Origin of the sequence: Xenophilus sp. Marseille-Q4582, assembly GCF_916700565.1 — a bacterium.
Lineage (GTDB): Bacteria > Pseudomonadota > Gammaproteobacteria > Burkholderiales > Burkholderiaceae_C > Xenophilus.
Genome location: NZ_CAKAKO010000002.1, coordinates 482,737 through 503,622, shown reverse-complemented (window position 1 = coordinate 503,622; position 20,886 = coordinate 482,737). Strand labels below are relative to the sequence as shown.

General features: G+C 70.1%; 19 protein-coding genes and 1 pseudogene. 9 read left to right on the top strand and 11 right to left on the bottom strand.

The window, feature by feature from the left end; all coding sequences use genetic code 11:
- Nucleotides 1–40 precede the first annotated feature (40 nt).
- Nucleotides 41–1,347, bottom strand: a pseudogene (locus LG388_RS07600) (FAD-dependent oxidoreductase); the annotation flags it as partial.
- Nucleotides 1,348–1,552: 205 nt separating this feature from the next.
- On the opposite strand from LG388_RS07600, the gene LG388_RS07595 reads away from it, so the two are divergent.
- Nucleotides 1,553–2,368, top strand: coding sequence for an IclR family transcriptional regulator (locus tag LG388_RS07595; RefSeq protein WP_225782253.1), 816 nt, complete (start codon nucleotides 1,553–1,555; stop codon nucleotides 2,366–2,368).
- Between the two features lie 31 nt (nucleotides 2,369–2,399).
- Here LG388_RS07595 and LG388_RS07590 read toward each other — a convergent pair whose 3' ends face one another.
- The 4 genes from LG388_RS07590 to LG388_RS07575 form a co-directional block, all read right to left on the bottom strand.
- The gene (locus LG388_RS07590; protein ID WP_225782252.1) at nucleotides 2,400–3,404 is read right to left on the bottom strand and encodes an LLM class flavin-dependent oxidoreductase; all 1,005 of its coding nucleotides are present in this window, start codon (nucleotides 3,402–3,404) and stop codon (nucleotides 2,400–2,402) included.
- Nucleotides 3,405–3,461: 57 nt separating this feature from the next.
- On the bottom strand, nucleotides 3,462–4,460 hold the full coding sequence (locus tag LG388_RS07585; protein ID WP_225782251.1) for an arsenic resistance protein: 999 nt from the start codon (nucleotides 4,458–4,460) through the stop codon (nucleotides 3,462–3,464).
- Between the two features lie 391 nt (nucleotides 4,461–4,851).
- A complete protein-coding gene (locus LG388_RS07580; RefSeq protein WP_225782754.1) occupies nucleotides 4,852–5,592 on the bottom strand; it encodes a transporter substrate-binding domain-containing protein in 741 nt (246 codons plus the stop codon).
- A gap of 111 nt (nucleotides 5,593–5,703) precedes the next feature.
- The gene (locus LG388_RS07575; RefSeq protein ID WP_225782250.1) at nucleotides 5,704–6,573 is read right to left on the bottom strand and encodes an alpha/beta hydrolase; all 870 of its coding nucleotides are present in this window, start codon (nucleotides 6,571–6,573) and stop codon (nucleotides 5,704–5,706) included.
- Between the two features lie 176 nt (nucleotides 6,574–6,749).
- Between LG388_RS07575 and LG388_RS07570 the strand changes: the two genes are divergently transcribed.
- On the top strand, nucleotides 6,750–7,616 hold the full coding sequence (locus LG388_RS07570) for an NUDIX hydrolase (protein ID WP_225782249.1): 867 nt from the start codon (nucleotides 6,750–6,752) through the stop codon (nucleotides 7,614–7,616).
- A gap of 77 nt (nucleotides 7,617–7,693) precedes the next feature.
- Entirely contained in the window at nucleotides 7,694–8,104 is a 411-nt protein-coding gene (locus LG388_RS07565; RefSeq protein ID WP_225782248.1) for a Fur family transcriptional regulator, read from the top strand.
- A 112-nt stretch (nucleotides 8,105–8,216) separates the two neighbouring features.
- On the opposite strand, the gene ssb is transcribed toward LG388_RS07565, so the two are convergent.
- Nucleotides 8,217–8,756, bottom strand: coding sequence for a single-stranded DNA-binding protein (ssb, locus tag LG388_RS07560; RefSeq protein WP_225782247.1), 540 nt, complete (start codon nucleotides 8,754–8,756; stop codon nucleotides 8,217–8,219).
- A 190-nt stretch (nucleotides 8,757–8,946) separates the two neighbouring features.
- On the opposite strand from ssb, the gene uvrA reads away from it, so the two are divergent.
- Both uvrA and LG388_RS07550 read left to right on the top strand, forming a co-directional pair.
- Nucleotides 8,947–11,997, top strand: a complete 3,051-nt coding sequence (gene uvrA, locus LG388_RS07555) for an excinuclease ABC subunit UvrA (RefSeq protein WP_225782246.1) — start codon at nucleotides 8,947–8,949, stop codon at nucleotides 11,995–11,997.
- A gap of 13 nt (nucleotides 11,998–12,010) precedes the next feature.
- On the top strand, nucleotides 12,011–12,889 hold the full coding sequence (locus LG388_RS07550; protein ID WP_225782245.1) for a patatin-like phospholipase family protein: 879 nt from the start codon (nucleotides 12,011–12,013) through the stop codon (nucleotides 12,887–12,889).
- 10 nt (nucleotides 12,890–12,899) lie between these two features.
- Here LG388_RS07550 and LG388_RS07545 read toward each other — a convergent pair whose 3' ends face one another.
- The 3 genes from LG388_RS07545 to sucC all read right to left on the bottom strand — a co-directional run bounded on the left by LG388_RS07545 (nucleotide 12,900) and on the right by sucC (nucleotide 15,894).
- Nucleotides 12,900–13,592: a YjbE family putative metal transport protein gene (locus LG388_RS07545; RefSeq protein WP_225782244.1), complete on the bottom strand. Its 693-nt coding sequence runs from the start codon at nucleotides 13,590–13,592 to the stop codon at nucleotides 12,900–12,902.
- Nucleotides 13,593–13,827: 235 nt separating this feature from the next.
- On the bottom strand, nucleotides 13,828–14,721 hold the full coding sequence (sucD, locus tag LG388_RS07540) for a succinate--CoA ligase subunit alpha (protein WP_225782243.1): 894 nt from the start codon (nucleotides 14,719–14,721) through the stop codon (nucleotides 13,828–13,830).
- 12 nt (nucleotides 14,722–14,733) lie between these two features.
- Entirely contained in the window at nucleotides 14,734–15,894 is a 1,161-nt protein-coding gene (sucC, locus tag LG388_RS07535; protein WP_225782242.1) for an ADP-forming succinate--CoA ligase subunit beta, read from the bottom strand.
- A gap of 199 nt (nucleotides 15,895–16,093) precedes the next feature.
- Between sucC and argC the strand changes: the two genes are divergently transcribed.
- Both argC and LG388_RS07525 read left to right on the top strand, forming a co-directional pair.
- Nucleotides 16,094–17,017 (top strand): N-acetyl-gamma-glutamyl-phosphate reductase, encoded by a 924-nt coding sequence (gene argC / locus LG388_RS07530; RefSeq protein ID WP_225782241.1) that lies wholly within the window; start codon nucleotides 16,094–16,096, stop codon nucleotides 17,015–17,017.
- Nucleotides 17,018–17,036: 19 nt separating this feature from the next.
- Nucleotides 17,037–17,756 (top strand): MarC family protein, encoded by a 720-nt coding sequence (locus tag LG388_RS07525; protein WP_225782240.1) that lies wholly within the window; start codon nucleotides 17,037–17,039, stop codon nucleotides 17,754–17,756.
- A 113-nt stretch (nucleotides 17,757–17,869) separates the two neighbouring features.
- Here LG388_RS07525 and recX read toward each other — a convergent pair whose 3' ends face one another.
- Nucleotides 17,870–18,361, bottom strand: coding sequence for a recombination regulator RecX (gene recX / locus LG388_RS07520; RefSeq protein ID WP_225782753.1), 492 nt, complete (start codon nucleotides 18,359–18,361; stop codon nucleotides 17,870–17,872).
- 26 nt (nucleotides 18,362–18,387) lie between these two features.
- A complete protein-coding gene (recA, locus tag LG388_RS07515) occupies nucleotides 18,388–19,506 on the bottom strand; it encodes a recombinase RecA (protein WP_225782239.1) in 1,119 nt (372 codons plus the stop codon).
- A gap of 146 nt (nucleotides 19,507–19,652) precedes the next feature.
- On the opposite strand from recA, the gene LG388_RS07510 reads away from it, so the two are divergent.
- Together LG388_RS07510 and LG388_RS07505 are read left to right on the top strand one after the other, a co-directional pair.
- A complete protein-coding gene (locus LG388_RS07510) occupies nucleotides 19,653–20,147 on the top strand; it encodes a MarR family winged helix-turn-helix transcriptional regulator (RefSeq protein ID WP_225782238.1) in 495 nt (164 codons plus the stop codon).
- Between the two features lie 32 nt (nucleotides 20,148–20,179).
- Nucleotides 20,180–20,854: a response regulator transcription factor gene (locus LG388_RS07505; RefSeq protein ID WP_225782237.1), complete on the top strand. Its 675-nt coding sequence runs from the start codon at nucleotides 20,180–20,182 to the stop codon at nucleotides 20,852–20,854.
- Nucleotides 20,855–20,886 lie beyond the last annotated feature (32 nt).

Below are 20,886 nucleotides of genomic sequence, written 5' to 3'. Positions count from 1 at the left end.
GCGCCAGCGGCATGCGCACAATGCGCGCATGCTGCCCGACGCTGTTGAGCGCGGAGCAGTTCAGCACCGCCGGCACCGACAGCCGCCCGCTGTTGACCAGCGTGCGCGCAAAAGGATGCTTGCGCGCCAGGTGCAGCACGGCGTCGCGGTACAGGCGGCTGATCTCGCTCTTGGGTGTGATGAAGTCGGTGGCGCGCGTGGAGTTGCGGATGTTTTCGTCGGCCGCGAATTCACGCTCCTGCGCGTAGCTCTGCAGCAGCGCCTCGGGCGCCTCCTGGCGCAGCACGGCGGCCAGCTTCCAGGCCAGGTTCTCGGCGTCCTGCAGGCCCGAGTTGGCACCGCGCGCGCCGAAGGGCGACACGCCGTGCGCCGAGTCGCCCGCGAAGAGCACGCGGCCATGGCGGAAGTCGTCCATGCGCAGACAGGCGAAGGTGTAGATGCTGGCCCATTCCAGCGTGAACTCGGTGCCCTTGAAGGGCGAGGCGTCGAGCAGCGCGCGCACGCGCGGCAGGATGTGTTCGGGCTGGCGCTCCTTCTCGGGGTCGGCGTCCCAGCCCAGCTGGAAGTCGATGCGCCACACACCGTCGGGCTGGCGGTGCAGCAGCACGCTCTGGCCGGGTGGAAGGCGGGGTCGAACCAGAACCAGCGCTCGGCCGGGAAGTCCACGTCCATGCGCACGTCGGCGATGAGGAAGCGGTCCTTGAAGACGCGACCCTTGCTTTCCTGCCCCTGCAGCCGGCGCAGGGTGGAGCGCGAGCCGTCGCAGGCCGCGACCCAGTCCGCCTCGATCTCGTAGGGGCCGTCGGGCGTCTCGATGGTCAGGCGCACATGGTCGGCCTGCTGCTCCATGCCCACCACCTGGTTCTTCCAGCGCAGGTCGATCAGCGGCAGCTGCGCCGCGCGCTCGGCCAGGAAGCCTTCGACGTAGTACTGCTGCAGGTTCACGAAGGCGGGCCGCTCGTGGCCGGCCTCGGGCAACAGGTCGAAGGCATAGATCTGCTCGTCGCGCAGGAACACGCGCCCCAGGTTCCAGGACACGCCCTTGTCGGCCATGCGCTCGCCGCAGCCCAGGCGGTCGAAGATTTCCAGCGAGCGCTTGGAAAAGCAGATGGCGCGCGAGCCGGTGGACAGGCGGTGGTCGTTGTCCAGCAGCACCACGGGCACCTTCTGCTGCGCCAGGTCGATGGCCAGCGCCAGCCCCACCGGGCCGGCGCCCACGACCACCACGGGATGGCGCGCCACCTGGCCGGCCCGCGCGGCCTGCTGGTCGACATGCGGGCGGTAGTCGAAGACCAGCTTCTGGTAGTCCGGTGACGGCCCCGCGGCCGCCAGATCGCTCAACTGCATGGAAATGTCTCCTGGTCGTTCAACGCGGCGGGGCGGCGCCCCGGACCTGGGGACTCCGGAGGGGCATGTACCGCCGCGCGGCTGCTGAATTTTGCTATTGGTAAATGCGTTTGCCGAACGGATGGTAGACGCAACCCATCCATTCCTGCAAATGAATTTGCCTAAGGTAAAGTCCCGAGCCGCAACAGACATCCCCGGGCAAGGCATGGCGACGAGAAAGACAGACGAGGAAGGGACGGCCCAGCGCGCGGTCCAGTCGGTGGAGGTGGGCGGGCGCCTGCTGCTGGTGCTCAGCGAGCGCCGCGAGCCCATGGCGCTCAAGGATCTGGCCACGGCGGCCGGGCTGTCACCGGCCCGCGCGCACCACTACCTGGTGAGCTTCGGCAAGCTGCGGCTGATTGAGCAGGAGGCCCTCACGGGCCGCTACGGCCTGGGCCCCGCCGCGCTGCAGATGGGCCTGGCGGCGCTGCACCGGCTGGAGCCGATCCGCATCGCCGAGCCGATCGCCGAACAGCTGGCCCGCGAGACCGGCTACGCGGTGGCGCTGGCCGTGTGGGGCAGCTTCGGCCCCACCATCGTGCGCATGACCGAGGCGCGCCAGCCGCTGCTGGTGGCCATGCGCGTGGGCACCGTGATGTCGGTGCTGGGCACGGCCACGGGCCGCGCCTTTGCGGCCGCCCTGCCCGACGAGCGCGTGGCGCATGCGCTGGGCGGCGCGCTGGGCGACGCGCCGATGGCCCCGCGCGTGTTCACGAAGGCCGAACGGGCGGTGCTGGACCAGGCGCGCGCCGACATCGCGGCGCATGGCGTGGTGCGCGCCGAAGGCCGCCCCATTCCGAGCGTGAGCGCCTTCAGCGCGCCCGCGCTGGACCATGCGGGCACGGCTTGCGTGGTGATCACCGCCCTGGGGCACCAGGACGAGTTTCCGACCGACTGGGATTCGGAGGCGGCCGTGCGGGTGCGTGCGGCGGCGGCGGAGATTTCGACGCGGTTGGGCTGGCGCGTCGCGCCCGCAGCCTGAACAGACTCAAGCCGGGCCGCGTGGCGGGGCTTCAGGCGCCCGCGCGCAAGCCCTGGGCCGCTTCGGCCGCCAGCGCATACGAGTGCAGCCGCGCCGCGTGGTCGTAGATGCCGCTGGCGATGATCAGCTCGTTGACACCGGTCTGCGCCACGAACTCGCGCAGGCGCGCTGCCACCTGCTCCTGCGTGCCGATGGCCGAGCAGGACAGCACCGAATCGAGCAGCGCGTTCTCGGCCGGGCCGATGCGCTGGCGGTAGCCTTCCACCGGCGGCGGCAGGCGGCCCGGCATGCCGGTGCGCAGGCGCACGAAGGACTGCTGCCACGAGCTCGCATGCCAGTGGGCCTGCGCCTCGTCGTCGGCCGCGAAGATGTTGAAGCCGGCCATGGCGTGGGGCTTGTCCAGCTGCGCCGAGGGCTGGAAGTTGTCGCGGTAGATCTGCAGCGCAGGCATCAGCATCTGCGGCGCGAAATGGGAGGCGAAGGCGAAGGGCAGGCCCAGGTGCGCGGCCAGCTGCGCGCCGAAGGTGCTGCTGCCCAGGATCCACACCGGCACCTCGCTGCCATGGCCTGGCACGGCCAGCACGCTCTGGCGCGGCTCGCGGCTCATGAAGTCCATCAGCTCGACCACGTCCTGCGGGAAGCGGTCGGCATCGCTGTTCAGGTCGCGCCGCAACGCGCGGGCCGTGCGCTGGTCCGAGCCCGGCGCGCGGCCCAGGCCCAGGTCGATGCGGCCCGGGTACAGCGCGGCCAGGGTGCCAAACTGTTCGGCGATGACCAGCGGCGAATGGTTGGGCAGCATGATGCCGCCGGCGCCGATGCGGATGCTCTTCGTGCCCGCGCCGATGAAGGCCAGCAGCGTGGCCGTGGCCGCGCTCGCGATGCCGGGCATGCCGTGGTGTTCGGCCAGCCAGTAGCGCCGAAAGCCCAGCGCCTCGCCGTGCTGCGCCAGCGCCAGCGAGTTGCGGAAGGACTCGCCCGCGTCACCGCCTTCACGGATGGGCGAGAGGTCGAGGATGGAGAGGGCGACGTCGTGCATGGCGCGATGATGGCGCGAAGCGCCGCCGCCTGCATCAGCAGGGTCTTGCGGCTTCGGCTAGCGCGGCGCCGACACGCCACCCCAGCGCGCGATCACCCGCACATAGACCAGCTCGGCCAGAAGCTCCACCAGCGTCTGCGTGAGCACCACGGCTGGCAGCAGCGCACCGCCGCCGGGCACGGCCAGCGCCAGCGGCAGCACCACCAGCGAGTTGCGCGTGCCGGCGCTGAAGGCCACGGCGCGGCCGGCGGGCACCGGCAGGCGCAGCGCCCGCGCCACGGCCCACCCCAACGGCGGCGCGACCAGCGCGAAGGCGATGTAGAGCGGCAGCACGCATACCACGGCTTCGCGGGCCGCGCCCAGTTGCGGCAGCAGCGCGGCCATCACGACGAAGAGCACCGCCGCGGTGGCGGGAACGGGCAGCAGGCCCAGTCCCTGCACGGCTGCGTCGGCCCCGCGATGGCGCGCGGCCGCGGCCTGCGTGAGCGCGGCCAGCGCCAGCGGCACGGCGATGAGCCAGACGAAGGCCCGCAGGAAGGGGCCGGGCCGCACCCATTGCGCGGCGGCCTCGCCCAGGCCCACGCGCAGAAACAGCGGCAGCAGCGCCATCTGCGCCAGCAGCAACAGCGGTGTGGCCGCCAGCAGCGCGCGCGCGTCGGCCCGCCCCAGGTGCGCGAAGGTCACGACATAGTCGATGCAGGGCGCCAGCAGCACCAGCAGCACGGCCAGGCGCAACAGGTCGGCTTGCGGCTGCGCGGCCGGCAGGAACAGCCCCAGGCCCGCCACCAGCAGCGGCACGGCCACGAAATTGGCAAGCGCCAGGGCCGCCAGAAACCGGCCCTGCCGCAGCCCCCGCCCCAGCGCACGCATCGGCACCTGCAGGAAGGTGAGGTAGAGCATGAGCGCGATCGCCGGATCGATGAGGGCGGCCGGCATGCGCCCGGGGCGGGCCAGGCCCGTGACCGCGCCCAGCGCAAGCGCGGCGAGGTAGACCGCGACCTGGCCCCGCTCGAGGCGCTCACGCCAGGCCGCGAAGTGGGCAGCAGGCGCACTCATGCGAAGGCCGGGCCCGTCGCACGCGGCGGCGGCCGAAGGGGCGAAACCCCGCGCATGCGGCTCGGCGCCGCGGGAGCGCAAGGAGATGACGCGCGCCGGCGGGCCGAGGGAAAGGCCGCCTGAAGGCGCGGCAAGAGAAAGGGCACCCGCAGGTGCCCTTGGCGTCGGCCCTTCGTTCCGGGGGCGCTGCCGCTGTGGCATCGGCCTGCTGGCTTCGCGGCGGGCTTCCCCTTCGCAATGCACGGAGGCTGTGCCAATCGGTGGCAGCGTCCGGGTCTCCGAAGGTCGGGGCCGTCCGCAAGGCGTTTTTCGCGCAGCGCCGGCGCCCGGCTTGTAGGCCGTCGCGCCTTGCGCGGGCCACTCCCGTCGGCCTGCGGGCGCGCCGCCGGCCTCACTTCAGCCACTTCTGGGCCGCCGCCTTCACGCCGCCACGGCTGTCGACCAGCTCCCAGCTGAACCTGATCACGCGCGCGTAGTCGGCATCGTCCACCGGAATCATGAAGCCCAGCGTGTTCACGGGCGTGAGCGGCGCGTCGATGAAGGCGGCATGCAGGCGCGGGTCGGTGCGCGCGTAGTGCAGCGCCTCGTAGGTCTCGGTGATCATCACGTCGCCCTTGCCCTCGGCGATCAGGCCCGGGATCTCGGCGTTCTTGTCGTGCGTGCTGACCTGCGCGGCCGTGAGGTTCTGCAGCACATAGGCCTCGTTGGTGCCGCCCGGGTTCTTGATCACGCGCACGCCGGGCTGGTTGAGGCTTTCGCGCGTGGTGAACCTGTCCTTGGCCGCGGCCTGCACCAGCGCCACCTTGCCGAAGGGCGCGTAGCCCGGGAGCATGTCGATCTGGCGCAGCCGCGTGACGTTGCGCGTGATGCCGCCCACGGCGATGTCGAACTTGTCGGACTGCAGGTCCTTCATCAGGTTCGGCCAGCTGGTCGCCACGTACTCCACCTTCACGCCCAGCTCCTTGGCCATGGCCTCGATCAGGTCGATGTCATGGCCGCTGTAGCCGGCCTCGGTCTTGATGGCGAAGGGTCGGTAGTCGCCCGGCGTGCCGACGCGCAGGGTCTTGCTCTCCATGACCTTGTCCAGGCGCGGACCGGCCTGGGCGGGCACCGCGGCGGCGGCCAGGCCCATCAGCAGGGCGGCGCAGGCGCTGGCCAGGCTGCGGCGGGTGACGTTCATTTCGGTTCTCTCCTCGAAGGGGGGGTGCGGGGGAAAGGCGCGGGCAGCATACGCCAGCAGGGATCAGGCCTTCAGCAGGCGCTGCACGGTGCGTGCCAGCGCGCTGTCCGCGTGCTCGAAACCGTGGATGGCCGAGTAGTGGTTGGCGCCGGCCTGCGGCATCAGCTCGGCGCGGTTGCCGGCCTGCGTCCAGGCGGCGTGGAAGGCCTGCGACTGCTGCGCGAAGGCGTCCTGCTCCCGGTCTCCCCAGGTCAGCACCAGCGGCGTGGCGCTGGCCCGCACGCGGCGCACCGGCGACTGGCGCTGCACCAGCCCCTCGTCGAGCTGGATCATGGGCTGCAGGTAGCTGTAGCGCAGCGGCGCCAGGTCGTACAGGCCGCTGACCAGCAATGCGCCCACGAAGGGATCGGCCGGCAGCCCGTAGTCGCCGGCCCAGTCGGCCAGCAGCGCCATGGCGCCCAGGTGGCCGCCCGCCGAATGGCCGCCGATGGCCACGCGCGCCGGGTCGCCGCCCTGCTCGCCGATGTGGCGCAGCACCCAGGCCAGGCCCGCGCGCACCTGGCGCACGATCTCGTCCAGCCGCACCTGGGGGCACAGCGCGTAGTTGAGCACCACGGTGGTGATGCCCAGCGGCTGCAGGCCCAGCGCCACGCTGCTGAAGTGCGAGGCGAGGCCGGCGCGCCAGTAGCCGCCGTGGATGAAGACGAAGACCGGTGCGTTCGGCTGCGCGGCCGGGAAGATGTCCAGCGACTCGGCCAGCGTGGGACCGAAGGGCACGTCGAACCGGCCCGGCAGCGTGCGGCGCGCCTCGGCGCTGCGCGCGCCGAAATGCGCCAGTTCGGCCTCTTCGTCGGCCACCGCGAACGCGGGGTTGTAGGCGGCGTCGATGGCGGCCTGGCTGTCGAAGCCGTGGGGGAAGGCAAAAGAAGTCATGGGAGCGGCAGGGCTGCGGAGCCCCCGAGCCTATCGCGCCGTCGCACCTTCGCCCAGGGGCCGCCGGGCTTCGTCCGCGCCCCGGGATCAACCCGAGGCTGCCGCGCTGGCGACAGCCGCGCGCCGCGGGGCCGGGCGCAGAATGTCCGCGCCACGACAACCAGCCTGGAAATCCCATGTCCGACCCCACGCCACCGCCCCCGGTCGCCCCGCAGGCTGCCGCCTCGGTGCTCATGGTGCGCGACGGCCAGGCCGGGCTGGAGGTCTACCTGCTGCGCCGCCACGAGCAGTCCAGCGTGCTGGGCGGTGCGTGGGTCTTTCCCGGCGGCAAGGTGGATGCGGCCGATGCCGACCCGGCGCTGCAGGCGCACATCGACCTGCCCGCCGATGCGCTGCAGGCGCGGCTGGGCGAGGCCGGGCTCGACAGCACGACCGCCGTGGCCCTGCATGTGGCCGCTGCGCGCGAGGTGTTCGAGGAATGCGGTGTGCTCTTCGCCCATGGCCCTGCGCAGGCCCTGCCCCTGCAGGCCGCGCGCGACGGCGACTTCGGCAGCCTGCTGCGCACGCACGGCCTGCATCTGAGCACCGGCACCCTGCGGCCCTGGTCGCGCTGGGTCACGCCCGTGCAGGCGCTGTTCGTGAAGGCGCGGCGCTTCGACACCCGCTTCTTCATCGCCGCCCTGCCCGAAGGCCAGCAGGCCGTGCCCGATGCGCACGAGGCCGTCGACGGCCGCTGGTTCGCGCCGCGCGACGCGCTGGCGCAGTACTGGGACGGCAGGATCGTGCTGGTGCCACCCCAGCTCATGAGCCTGGTGCATCTGGCCGCCTACGCGGACACCGCCACCTTGCTCGCCGCCGCCGCACAACGCCAGCCGCATTGCGTGCGGCCCGAGGTCTTCGACCACGAAGGCGCACGCGCCATCGCCTACCCCGGCGACCCGCTGCACCCCGAGCGCGAACGCGTGATGCCGGGCCCGCTGCGGCTGCTGCAGCGCGGCGTGCGCATGGAGCCGGCGGGCGGGTTCGCGGACTTCTTCGGCTGAAGGCGACCGGCCCGGTTCGGCCCACGGGCTTCGCCCTTCGCTCCGCGGCCCAAGCCGCTTGCTTCTATAGTCACCGCATGTCCCCCGACGCGCCCAGCACCTTCCAGCGCGGCACGCGCCAGCGCGCCGCCATCCGCCATGCCATCGACGCCGCCAAGCGCCCGCTGCTGCCGCAGGAAATCCTGGAGCTGGCGCAGCGCCAGGTGGCCGAGCTGGGCATCGCCACGGTCTACCGCAACATCAAGCTGCTGCAGGAAGCCGGTGAGATCCGCGCCGTGGAACTGCCCGGCGAGGCGCCGCGCTTCGAATCGGCCCACCACGGGCACCACCACCACTTCCAGTGCCGCAGCTGCCAGCGCGTGTTCGACGTGCACGGCTGCCACGAGGACTTCGCGCGCTGGGCGCCACCGGGCTTCGCGGTGGACGGGCACGAACTCACGCTCTACGGCCGCTGCGCCGACTGCGCGCGCCAGGCGGCGCGGCGCTGAGACGCCCGCAGCGGCCGGGCTCTTCCAAACGAAAGGCCTGCGCGTACATGACGCGCAGGCCTTTGTTCTTCTTGGACGGGCGGGCAGCCGGGCGGCTGCCAAGGCCCCAGATTCAGAACGGAATGTCGTCGTCCATGTCGTCGAAGCCGGTGGCCGAGCGCGACGCGGGCGCCGGAGCCGGTGCGGGGCGCGGTGCCGGCGCCCGCGGCGCCGCGGCCGGCGCGCGCGAGTAACCGCCGCCGCCCTCGCCATAACCGCCGCGGCCCCCGCCGCCGTAGCCCTCGTCGTCGCCGCCGCCCGAAGGGCCGCCCTGGCCCTGGCGGCTGCCCAGCATCTGCATCTGGTCGGCGCGGATTTCGGTGGTGTAGCGCTCGTTGCCGTCCTTGTCGGTCCACTTGCGCGTGCGCAACTGGCCTTCGACGTAGATCTGCGAGCCCTTGCGCAGGTATTGCGCGGCGATCTCGGCCAGGCGGTCGTTGAAGACCACGTTGTGCCATTCGGTCACTTCGCGCATCTCGCCGCTTTGCTTGTCCTTCCAGCGGTCGGTGGTGGCGATGCGCACGTTGCACACCTGGCCACCGCTGGGGAAGGTGCGCGACTCGGGGTCGCGGCCCAGATTGCCGACCAGAATGACCTTGTTGACGGATGCCATGTGCGCTGCCCCTGATGACGTGGATGGAAGAAAAAAGCGAGCCGGGCATTGTGCCCGAAGCCGCCGCCCTCGACTGCCTGGCGTGGTCCGCCCCCCTGGGCAGGCGGGCCGTGCGCACCTGCCTGCGGTTCGCGCTCGCCCCCCTTATCATGCCCGGTTGCCTTCCCACGCCCCCACGCCGTCCCTGCCCGTGAACGCTCCCGATCGCGCCCCTTCCGACGACGCCTACCTCGGCAGCCTGCTGGCGCAGCAGCGCATCAGCATCCGCGGCGCGCGCACGCACAACCTCAAGAACGTCGATCTCGACATCCCGCGCAACCAGCTGGTGGTGATCACCGGCCTGTCGGGCTCGGGCAAGTCCAGCCTGGCCTTCGACACGCTCTACGCCGAGGGGCAGCGCCGCTACGTCGAGAGCCTGTCGGCCTATGCGCGGCAGTTCCTGCAGCTGATGGACAAGCCCGACGTGGACCTGATCGAGGGCCTGTCGCCCGCCATCAGCATCGAGCAGAAGGCCACCAGCCACAACCCGCGCTCCACCGTCGGCACGGTCACCGAGATCCACGACTACCTGCGCCTGCTGTTCGCGCGGGCCGGCACGCCCTACTGCCCGGACCACCACCTGCCGCTGCAGGCGCAGACCGTGTCGCAGATGGTCGATGCGGTGCTCGCCATTCCCGACGAATCCCGCCTCATGATCCTGGCCCCGGTGGCGCGCGAGAAGAAGGGCGAGTTCCTCGAGCTCTTCGCCGAGATGCAGGCGGCTGGCTACGTGCGCTTTCGCGTCGACGGCCAGACCTACGAGTACAACGACCTGCCCAAGCTCAAGAAGACCGAGAAGCACGACATCGACGTGGTGATCGACCGGCTGCGCGCCCGGCCCGACATGCAGCAGCGCCTGGCCGAGAGCTTCGAGGCCGCGCTGCGGCTGGCCGAAGGCCGCGCCATTGCGCTGGAGCTGGGCGGCGAGGGAAAGGAAGACAAGGAACACCTGTTCAACGCCAAGTTCTCCTGCCCGCTGTGCCACTACTCGCTGGCCGAGCTGGAGCCGCGCCTTTTTTCCTTCAACTCGCCCGTGGGCGCCTGCCCGAGCTGCGACGGCATCGGCCACCGCGAGTTCTTCGATCCGGCGCGGGTGGTGGCCTTCCCCTCGCTGTCGCTGGCCAGCGGCGCCATCAAGGGCTGGGACCGCCGCAACGGCTACTACTTCAGCATGCTGGAGAGCGTGGCGAAGCACTACAGGTTCGACCTCGACACGCCCTTCGAGGCCCTGCCCGCCTCCATGCAGCAGGTGGTGCTGCACGGCTCGGCCGGCGAGGAGATCAAGTTCAGCTACACGCTGGAAAGCGGTGCCTCGGCCGGGCGCAAGCTGACGAAGAAGCACCCCTTCGAAGGCATCATCCCCAACATGGAGCGGCGCTACCGCGAGACCGATTCGGTGATGGTGCGCGAGGACCTGGCGCGCTTTCGCAACCTGCAGCCCTGCCCCGACTGCGGCGGCTCGCGGCTGCGGCGCGAGGCGCGGCACGTGTTCCTGGTGGACGAAGCGCAGCCGGCCGGCCAGACGGAAATGCCCCTTTACCTGCTGAGCCATCTCACGCTCAAGGACTGCCTGGGCTACTTCCAGGCGCTGCGGCTCAAGGGCGCGAAGGCGGAGATCGCGGACAAGGTGGTGCGCGAGATCGGCCTGCGGCTCAAGTTCCTCAACGACGTGGGCCTCAATTACCTGAGCCTGGACCGCAGCGCCGAGACGCTGTCGGGCGGCGAGGCACAGCGCATCCGCCTGGCCTCGCAGATCGGCTCGGGCCTCACGGGCGTGATGTACGTGCTCGACGAGCCCAGCATCGGCCTGCACCAGCGCGACAACGACCGCCTGATCGGCACGCTGAAGCACCTGCGCGACATCGGCAACAGCGTGATCGTGGTCGAGCACGACGAGGACATGATCCATGCCGCCGACCACGTGATCGACATGGGGCCCGGCGCCGGCATCCACGGCGGCCGCGTGATGGCACAAGGCACGCACCAGGAAGTGGCGGCGAATCCACAGTCGCTCACGGGCCAGTACCTGAGCGGCGCGCGCAAGATCGAGGTGCCCGCGCGCCGCACGCCCTGGCTGCCGGTGGTGCGCCAGGAAGCGCCCGAAAAGAAGAAGGCTTCCAAGTTCCCGCCCAGCCCGGCTGCCGAGCGCCGGGCGGAGCGCGAGGCGCGGCACATCGCCACGCAGGGCGCGCTGCAGGAGATCCGCGTCATCGGCGCCACCGGCAACAGCCTCAAGAACGTCAGCGTCGCGTTCCCCGTCGGGCTGCTGACCTGCGTGACCGGCGTGTCGGGCTCGGGCAAGTCGACGCTGGTCAACGACACGCTCTACGCCGCCGTGGCGCGCACGCTGTACCGCGCGCACGAGGAGCCGGCACCGCACGAGGCGGTGGAAGGCATCGAGTACTTCGACAAGGTCATCAACGTCGACCAGTCGCCCATCGGCCGCACGCCGCGCAGCAACCCGGCCACCTACACGGGCCTGTTCACGCCCATCCGCGAGCTGATGGCCGAAACGAACACGGCCAGGGAACGCGGCTACGGCCCCGGCCGCTTCAGCTTCAACGTGGCGGGCGGGCGCTGCGAGGCCTGCCAGGGCGATGGCGTGGTGAAGGTGGAGATGCACTTCCTGCCCGACGTGTACGTGCCCTGCGAAGTCTGCAAGGGCCAGCGCTACAACCGCGAGACGCTGGAGGTGCAGTACAAGGGCCGCAACATCGCGCAGATCCTCGACATGACGGTGGAAGACGCGCACGAGTTCCTCAAGGCCGTGCCCACCATCGAGCGCAAGCTGCGCACCCTGCTGGACGTGGGCCTGTCCTACATCAAGCTGGGCCAGGCCGCGACCACGCTGTCGGGCGGCGAGGCGCAGCGCGTGAAGCTGGCGCTGGAGCTGTCCAAGCGCGACACGGGCCGCACCCTCTACATCCTGGACGAGCCCACCACCGGCCTGCACTTCGCCGACATCGAGCTGCTGCTCAAGGTGCTGCACCAGCTGCGCGACGCGGGCAACACCATCGTCGTGATCGAACACAACCTCGACGTCATCAAGACCGCCGACTGGGTGATCGACATGGGCCCCGAAGGCGGCGCCGGCGGCGGCCAGGTGGTCGTGGCCGGCACGCCCGAGGACGTGGCGGCCTGCGAGGCCAGTCACACGGGGCGCTACCTGAAGCGACTGCTGCCCGCGGCGGCGAAGGCCTGACGAGCGGCGGACCATGCCTGCGCCGCGCCGCCCTCGCATCGGCCTGGCCCTGGGCAGCGGCTCGGCCCGCGGCTGGTCGCACATCGGCGTGATCCGCGCGCTGGAGCAGGCGGGCTATGCGCCCGACGTGGTGTGCGGCACCTCCATCGGCGCGCTGGTGGGTGCGGTGCATGCCGCAGGGCGCCTGGACTGGCTCGATGGCTGGGTGCGCCAGCTCAGCTGGCAGGGCGTCGTGTCGCTGATGGATTTCAGGATGGGCGGTGGGCTCATCGAAGGCGCCAAGCTCACGGGCTTCTTTCGCCGGCATTTCGAAGACCGCGGCATCGAAGGCCTGGCGCGCCCCTTCGCCTGCGTGGCGACCGAACTGGGCACGGGCCGCGAGGTGTGGCTGCGCGAGGGCCCGGTGATCGAGGCCGTGCGTGCCTCCATCGCGCTGCCGGGCCTGTTCACGCCGGCGCAGCTCCATGATCGGCTGCTGGTCGACGGCGGGCTGGTGAACCCGGTGCCGGTGTCGCTGTGCCGGGCCATGGGCGCCGAGGTGGTTGGCCGGGGAACCGGCCGACGTGGTGATCCGCCCGCGCCTGTCGGACATCGCGGCCATGGATTTCCACCGCGCCGCGCTGGCCATCGCGCAGGGCGAGGCGGCGGTGCTCCGCGCGCTGCCGCTGCTGGCGGATGCGCTGGGCGAACCCGGCCCGGTGGGAGGGCCGTCGGCCCTGGCCCAGGACCCCGGTGCGCCGGACGCGGCCTGAGCTGTCACCTCACGCAAGCCACGCCCTGCGTGGCGCCAAGTTTCACGGAAGGGAGGCTGAGTCGCGCGCTGTGCATGGAACAGGGACCGCCCAAGAAAAACGGGTGGCCCTGGCCACCCGTTTTGTCGTCTGTCGCGTGATGCGCGGCGCTCAGTGCGCGCCTTCGGCGCGGGCCGCGCCGCGCCGCCTCATCCACAGGCCGATCAGCAGCACCAGTGCGGCGCCGGCGGCGGCCAAGCCGTGGTGCAGCCAGGGCTGGGCCTGCACCAGCGCATGCAGCGACAGGTCGCCAGCCACCGTTTCACCGCCCACCCAGCCGATCAGCGCAGCACCCGCCAGGATGATCAGCGGGAAGCGTTCCATAACCTTGATCATCAGCGTGCTGCCGAAGATCACGAGCGGAATGCTCAGGGCCAGGCCCAGGATGAGCAGCAGCGTGTCGCCATGCGCGGCGGCGGCCACGGCGATCACGTTGTCCAGGCTCATCACGAGGTCGGCGATCAGGATGGTGCGGATGGCCGTCATGAGACCACCGCCGGCTTCGGCGGGGCCTTCGTCCCCGCCCTCATCGCCCAGCAGCTGCACGCCGATCCACAGCAGCAGCAGCCCGCCGATGATCTGCAGGAAGCGCAGCGACAGCAGCTTGGCCGCCACCACGGTCAGCACCACGCGCAGCACGACGGCGGCGCCGGAGCCGAACAGCACGGCCTTCTTCTGCTGATCAGGGGGCAGCGCGCGGGCGGCCAGCGCGATCACGACCGCGTTGTCGCCCGAGAGCAGGATGTTGATCCAGACGATCTTGGCCAGAGCCAGCCAGAAAAGGGGGCTTTGAAGGAATTCCACGGTGCTCATCTCCTAGTTGTCATCGGCGTTCGTGGGTGAAGGAAACCGGCCCTTGTCAGGGGCCGGAACGTAAAACGCCCATCACGGAAAAGTGACAGGCGTCTTGTTCATTGAAGCTGTGTTCAGGCGCGCACGGCGAAGCCCCCAGAGCACCCGAGGAACCGGCTTTGCCAGGCCTCTGGGTGCGCCCCTTCCCGAAGGAAAGGGGGAGCCGCGAAGCGGCCTGGGGGTGGCTTCAGATCAGCGATTTGAGGATGCGGCCCATCTCGGACGGGTTGCGCGTGACCTTGAAGCCGCACTCTTCCATGATGGCCAGCTTGGCGTCGGCCGTGTCGGCACCGCCGGAGATCAGCGCGCCGGCGTGGCCCATGCGCTTGCCGGGAGGCGCCGTGACGCCGGCGATGAAGCCGACGATCGGCTTCTTCATGTGGTCCTTGCACCAGCGGGCAGCGTCCGCCTCGTCGGGGCCGCCGATCTCGCCGATCATGATCACGGCGTCGGTGTCCGGGTCGTCGTTGAAGGCCTTCATCACGTCGATGTGCTTGAGGCCGTTGATCGGGTCGCCGCCGATGCCCACGGCCGACGACTGGCCGATGCCCAGTTCGGTCAGCTGCGCCACGGCTTCATAGGTCAGCGTGCCGGAGCGGCTGACCACGCCGACGCGGCCCTTCTTGTGGATGTGGCCCGGCATGATGCCGATCTTGATCTCGTCGGGCGTGATGAGGCCGGGGCAGTTGGGGCCCAGCAGCAGCGTCTTCTTGCCGCCCTTGGCTTCCTTGGCCTTCATCTTGTTGCGCACTTCGAGCATGTCCTTGACCGGGATGCCTTCGGTGATGCAGATGGCCAGGTCCAGGTCGGCCTCGACGGCTTCCCAGATGGCGGCGGCGGCGCCGGCCGGCGGCACGTAGATCACCGACACGGTGGCGCCGGTCTGCTGGGCGGCTTCCTTCACCGAGGCGTAGATCGGGATATTGAAGATCGACTCGCCGGCCTTCTTCGGGTTCACGCCAGCCACGAAGCAGTTCTTGCCGTTCGCGTATTCCTGGCACTTCTCGGTGTGGAACTGGCCGGTCTTGCCCGTGATGCCCTGGGTGATGACCTTGGTGTCCTTGTTGATGTAGATCGACATGGCGAATGTTCCTTACTTGACGGCTGCAACCACTTTTTGGGCCGCTTCGGCCATCGTGTCGGCGCTGATGATGGGCAGGCCGGATTCGGCCAGCATCTTCTTGCCCAGCTCCTCGTTCGTGCCCTTCATGCGCACGACCAGCGGGACCTGCAGGTTCACGGCCTTGCAGGCGGTGATCACGCCGGTGGCGATGGTGTCGCACTTCATGATGCCGCCGAAGATGTTGACCAGGATGGCCTTGACCTTGGGGTTCTTGAGCATGATCTTGAAGGCCTCGGTCACCTTCTCGGGGGTGGCGCCGCCGCCCACGTCCAGGAAGTTCGCCGGCTCGGCGCCGAAGAGCTTGATGGTGTCCATGGTGGCCATGGCCAGGCCTGCGCCGTTCACCAGGCAGCCGATGTTGCCGTCCAGGCTGATGTAGGCCAGGTCGAACTTGCTGGCCTCGATCTCGGCCGGGTCTTCCTCGTCCAGGTCGCGCAGGGCCACGATCTCGGGGTGGCGGAACAGCGCGTTGGAGTCGAAATTGAACTTGGCGTCCAGGGCGATCAGGTTGCCCTTGGAGTCGCAGTTCAGCGGGTTGATCTCGACCAGCGATGCGTCGGTGTCCATGTAGCACTGGTAGAGCTTGGCGAACAGGTCCACGGCCTGGTCGACCGAGCCGCCGGTCAGGCCGATGGCCGCGGCGATCTTCTTGCTCTGCTCGGGCGTGATGCCGGTCAGCGGGTCGATGTACTCGGTGACGATCTTCTCGGGCGTGGCGTGGGCCACTTCCTCGATGTCCATGCCGCCTTCGCTCGAAGCGATGAAGGCGACCTTCTGCGTGGCGCGGTCGGTGACCAGCGACACGTACAGCTCGTTCTTGATGTCCGCGCCGTCCTCGATGTACAGGCGCCGCACCTTCTGGCCTTCGGGGCCGGTCTGGTGCGTCTTGAGCTGCATGCCCAGGATCTGGCCCGCGAGTTCCTTGACCTGGTCGATGCTCTTGGCGACCTTCACGCCGCCGCCCTTGCCACGGCCACCGGCGTGGATCTGGGCCTTGACCACCCACACGGGGCCGCCGAGCTTCTGGGCGGCCTCGACCGCCTCCTGAACCGTGAATGCCGGAATGCCGCGCGGCACAGGCACGCCGAACTTGGCAAGGATTTCCTTGCCCTGGTACTCGTGAATCTTCATGAGGTGTCTCTCGGAGCGGGGGATTTGGGGGGTGCTGTTGTCCGAAGGCGACGGCGGCCTGCTCAGGCCGGGGCCGGCACAGCAGCCGTCGACTGTATCATGGGGCGGCATTTCGCCCCCTGATGCGTGACCGCGGTCAATACGTGGTTTCGCCAGCATTCCCACCCGGTCACCCCACCGTTTTCCGAGGCACGCGCCCATGTCCAAGGTTTTCATCGACGGCGAAGCCGGCACCACCGGCCTGCAGATCCGCGAGCGGCTCGCGCTCATGCCCGAGGTCGAGCTCGTGAGCATCGCGCCCGAGTTGCGCAAGGACGTGAACGCCAAGCGCGAACTGATGGCGGGCGTGGACCTGGTCGTGCTGTGCCTGCACGACGATGCGGCGCGCGAGTCCGTGGCGCTGATCGACGGCCTGGCCGGCCGCAAGCCGCGCATCATCGATGCGTCCACCGCGCACCGCGTGGCGCCCGGCTGGGTCTACGGCTTTCCTGAGCTGGCCCCCGGCCAGGCCCAGGCGGTGGCCGCGGCCGACCGCGTGGCCAACCCGGGCTGCTACGCCACGGGCGCCATCGCCCTGCTGCGCCCGCTGGTCGACGCCGGCCTGCTGCCGGCCGACTTCCCAGTCGCGCTGCCTTCGGTGAGCGGCTATTCGGGCGGCGGGCGCACCATGATCGAGGCCTACGAAGCCGGCAGCGCGCCGCTGTTCGAGACCTATGCGCTGGGCCTCAAGCACAAGCACATCCCCGAGATCATGAGGTACACGGGCCTCGCCACGCGGCCGATCTTCATCCCCTCGGTGGGCAACTTCCGCCAGGGCATGCTGGTGCAGCTGCCGTTGCACCTGGACCAGCTGCCCGGCAAGCCGCGCACGCAGGACCTGCAGGCTGCCTATGAAGCGCATTACGCCAGGAGCAACACGGCCGAGAATTTCGTGCGCGTGCTGCCGCCCACCGAGGACGGCAAGCTGGACGCGCTGGCGCTCAACGACACCAACGCGCTGGAAATCCGCGTCTTCCCGAACGAGGACCACCGCCACGCGGTCGCGATCGCGCGCCTGGACAACCTGGGCAAGGGCGCCAGCGGCGCCGCCGTGCAGAACCTCAAGCTGATGCTGGGGCTGTGACCCCGGCAGTCCACCTGCGATGGGCTGGGGGGATCTGGTCGGCCATGCGCTGACGCTGGGCAAGGGTGCGCTGCTGGTCATCGCCACGCTGCTTCCCATCATCAATCCGCCCAGCACGGCGACCATCTTCCTGTCGCTGACCGAGGGTGCATCCGAAGCCACGCGGCGCGAACTGTCGCGCCGCATCGCGCGCAACGTCTTCTTGCTGATGCTGGCCTGCACGCTGGTCGGCTCCTTCGTGCTGGAGTTCTTCGGCATCTCGCTGGAGATCGTGCGCGTGGCCGGCGGCCTGCTGGTGGTCAACATCGGCTGGCGCCTGCTCGACGCCCAGGAGGCCGAGTCGGCCCGCGCCGCCCGACTGGCCGAGGCCTACACGCCCGAGATGGTGCGCAAGACGCATTTCTACCCCCTGTCCTTCCCGATCACCTGCGGCCCGGGCACCGTGGCGGCCACCATCACCGTGGGCGCCAGCCTGGCCGACCCCGCGCTGGCCACCGCCACCGCGCGCACGTTGGGCGCCATCGTGGGCCTGGCGGTCGTCGCGCTGACCATCCTGATGTGCTACCGCTACGCCCAGGCCATCCTGCGGCCGCTGGGCGAGACCGGCACGCTGGTCTTCATGCGGCTGTCGGCCTTTATCCTGCTGTGCCTGGGCATCCAGATCCTCTGGGACGGACTGGCGCCGCTGCTGGCAGATGTGGCGCGGCAGGGCGCATGGCCGGGCATGCCGGGCCGCTGAGATCCGCCCCGCGCCGCGGGGGAGGCGGCGCAAGCCGAAGCATTTCCTGCCCGCAGCCCGGCAGCGGCGGACGGCGGACCGGATCGCCCCAGTGCCGGCGTCAGTCGTCGGAGTCAGTCGTCGGAGTCGGTCGCGGGCGCCCGGCCCGCCGCCCGGACCTGCGTGCGCGCGGCACGCAGCACCCGCGCGACGACCTCGGCCGAGAAACCCCGCGTGAGCAGGAAGCGCATCTGCCGCGCATGCGCCTTCGCGTCTGCAGGCGGCTGGCCGAAGCGCCGCTGCCACACGGCCTGGGCCCGCGCCAGCTCCGTGTCCTGCAGGCTCTGCACGGCCTGGGCTACCGCCTGGGCGTCGATGCCCTTGGCCTGCAACTCCTGGCGGATGCGCGCGCTGCCCAGGCGCGCGGCACGCTGGTGCAGCACGGACTGCACCACGCGCGCCTCGCTGATGAAGCCGCGCGCCTCGAGTTCGTCGAGGGCGCGCGCCAGGCTGCCGGGCTCTTCCTCGTAGGCCGCGAGCTTGCGCATCAGCTCGGCGCGCGAATGCTCGCGCTGGCTCAGCAGGCGCAGCGCACGGCCCTTGAGCGAGGGGGCGGCAAAAGCCAAGGACACGCTCCGCGCTGCGGCGCCGGTCAGGCCTTGTCGCCCTTGTCGCCCTTCTCCGCCTTGCCGCCCTTGGCGGCGGCAGGCGCATCGGCCTCGTCCGCATCGGTGGGCAGCAGGGCCACGCCCAGCGATTCGCGCACTTTGTTCTCGATCTCCACGGCCAGGTCGGGGTTCTCGCGCAGGAACTCGCGGGCGTTGTCGCGGCCCTGGCCGATCTTCTCGCCGTTGTAGGCGTACCAGGCGCCGGACTTCTCGACGATGCGGGCGTTGACGCCCATGTCGATGATCTCGCCTTCGCGGCTGATGCCTTCACCGAAGAGGATGTCGAACTCGGCCGTCTTGAACGGGGGCGAGACCTTGTTCTTGACCACCTTGACCTTGGTCTCGTTGCCGATCGCCTCGTCGCCCTTTTTGATGGTGCCGATGCGGCGGATGTCCAGGCGCACCGAAGCGTAGAACTTCAGCGCGTTGCCGCCGGTCGTCGTTTCGGGCGAGCCGAACATCACGCCGATCTTCATGCGGATCTGGTTGATGAAGATGACCATACAGTTGGTCTTCTTGATCGTGGCCGTGAGCTTGCGCAGCGCCTGGCTCATCAGGCGGGCCTGCAGGCCGGGCAGCGAATCGCCCATCTCGCCCTCGATCTCGGCCTTGGGCGTGAGCGCGGCCACCGAGTCGACCACGATCAGGTCCACGGCGCCCGAGCGCACCAGGCTGTCGACGATCTCCAGCGCCTGCTCGCCGGTGTCGGGCTGGCTGATCAGCAGGTCGGGCAGGCTCACGCCCAGCTTGCTGGCGTACTGCACGTCCAGGGCATGCTCGGCGTCGACGAAGGCGCAGGTGCCGCCCTGCTTCTGCATGTTGGCGATCACTTGCAGCGTGAGCGTGGTCTTGCCGGACGATTCCGGACCGTAGATCTCGACCACGCGGCCGCGCGGCAGGCCGCCCACGCCCAGCGCCACGTCCAGGCCCAGCGAGCCGGTGGAGACCACCTGGATGTCTTCGATCTGTTCGCCTTCGCCCAGGCGCATGATGGTGCCCTTGCCGAACTGCTTCTCGATCTGGGCCAGCGCGGCCTGCAGGGCCTTGGCCTTTTCGCTGTTGGCGGCGCCGCTGATGGTGGCACCCTTGACGACTGCGTCCATGTGAAAACTCCCGGTGGATCAATGAGATGGAGGTGGATCTGAAGCACCTGCCGTTCATCACAGACTGGATGCTTGAACAGTAGTTTAGGGGCGATCGAATGCATCGCAACGCGTTATTTGGTCAGTTTGGCTTACCATCTGTCGCCATGAAAGTGCCCGCCCTGCAACCCGCCGACGACCCGGCCGACGCCTGGCGCCAGACCCACCTGGGCCGCCTGCTGGGCGAGGCCATGCGCCGCTTCGACGCCCGGGTCTACACCCTGATGGCGCATGACGTGGAAGTGCCGCTGGCCCTGTCGAACCTGGCGGCGCGCGAGCAGGTGACGGCCGCCCACATCCACATCACACGGCACCTGGCGCGCGGCGGCTCGCGGCTCACCGACCTCGCGCAACGCGCCGGCATGAGCAAGCAGGCCATGGGCACCCTGGTGGACCAGTGCGCCGCCTGGGGCCTGGTCACGCGCGAGGCCGACCCCCATGACGCCCGCGCGCGCATCGTGCGCTTCACGATCGACGGGCTGGCCTGGCTGGACGCCTTCCGCCGCAGCGTGGCGCAGGCCGAGGCCGAGTTCCGCGCCAGCGTGGGCGACGAGGTGGCGACGGTGGTGTCCCTAGGGCTGGAAGCCTATTGCGGCTCCTAGAATCCGCGCACTCTTTCACACCCCGCCGGTCCATGCGCATCCTCATTGCCGAAGACGATCAGGTGCTGGCCGATGCGCTGCTGCGCAGCCTGCGGGCAGGCGGCGCCGCGGTCGACCATGTGGCCAGCGGCTCGCAGGCCGACACGGCCCTGCTGACCAACAGCGAATTCGACCTGCTGATCCTGGACCTGGGCCTGCCGCAGCTGCACGGCCTGGAGATCCTCAAGCGCCTGCGCGCGCGCGGCTCGCAGATGCCGGTGCTGGTGCTCACCGCAGCCGATTCGGTGGAAGAGCGCGTGAAAGGCCTGGACCATGGCGCCGACGACTACATGGCCAAGCCCTTTTCGCTGCAGGAGCTCGAAGCGCGCGTGCGCGCCCTCACGCGCCGCGGCATGGGCGCCACCAGCAATGCCATCCGGCACGGCCCGCTGGTGTACGACCAGGCCGGCCGCGTGGCGACCATCGACGGCAAGATGGTCGAACTGTCGGCGCGTGAGCTGGGCCTGCTCGAAGTGCTGCTGCAGCGCGTGGGCCGCCTGGTCAGCAAGGACCAGCTCGTGGAACGCCTGTGCGAATGGGGCGAGGAAGTGAGCCTCAACGCCATCGAGGTCTACATCCACCGCCTGCGCAAGAAGATCGAGAAGGGACCGATCCGCATCGCCACCGTGCGCGGGCTGGGCTATTGCCTCGAAAAGATCCAGGGTTGATGGCGTGCGCCCGGCGTCGCGCAGAAGGCACG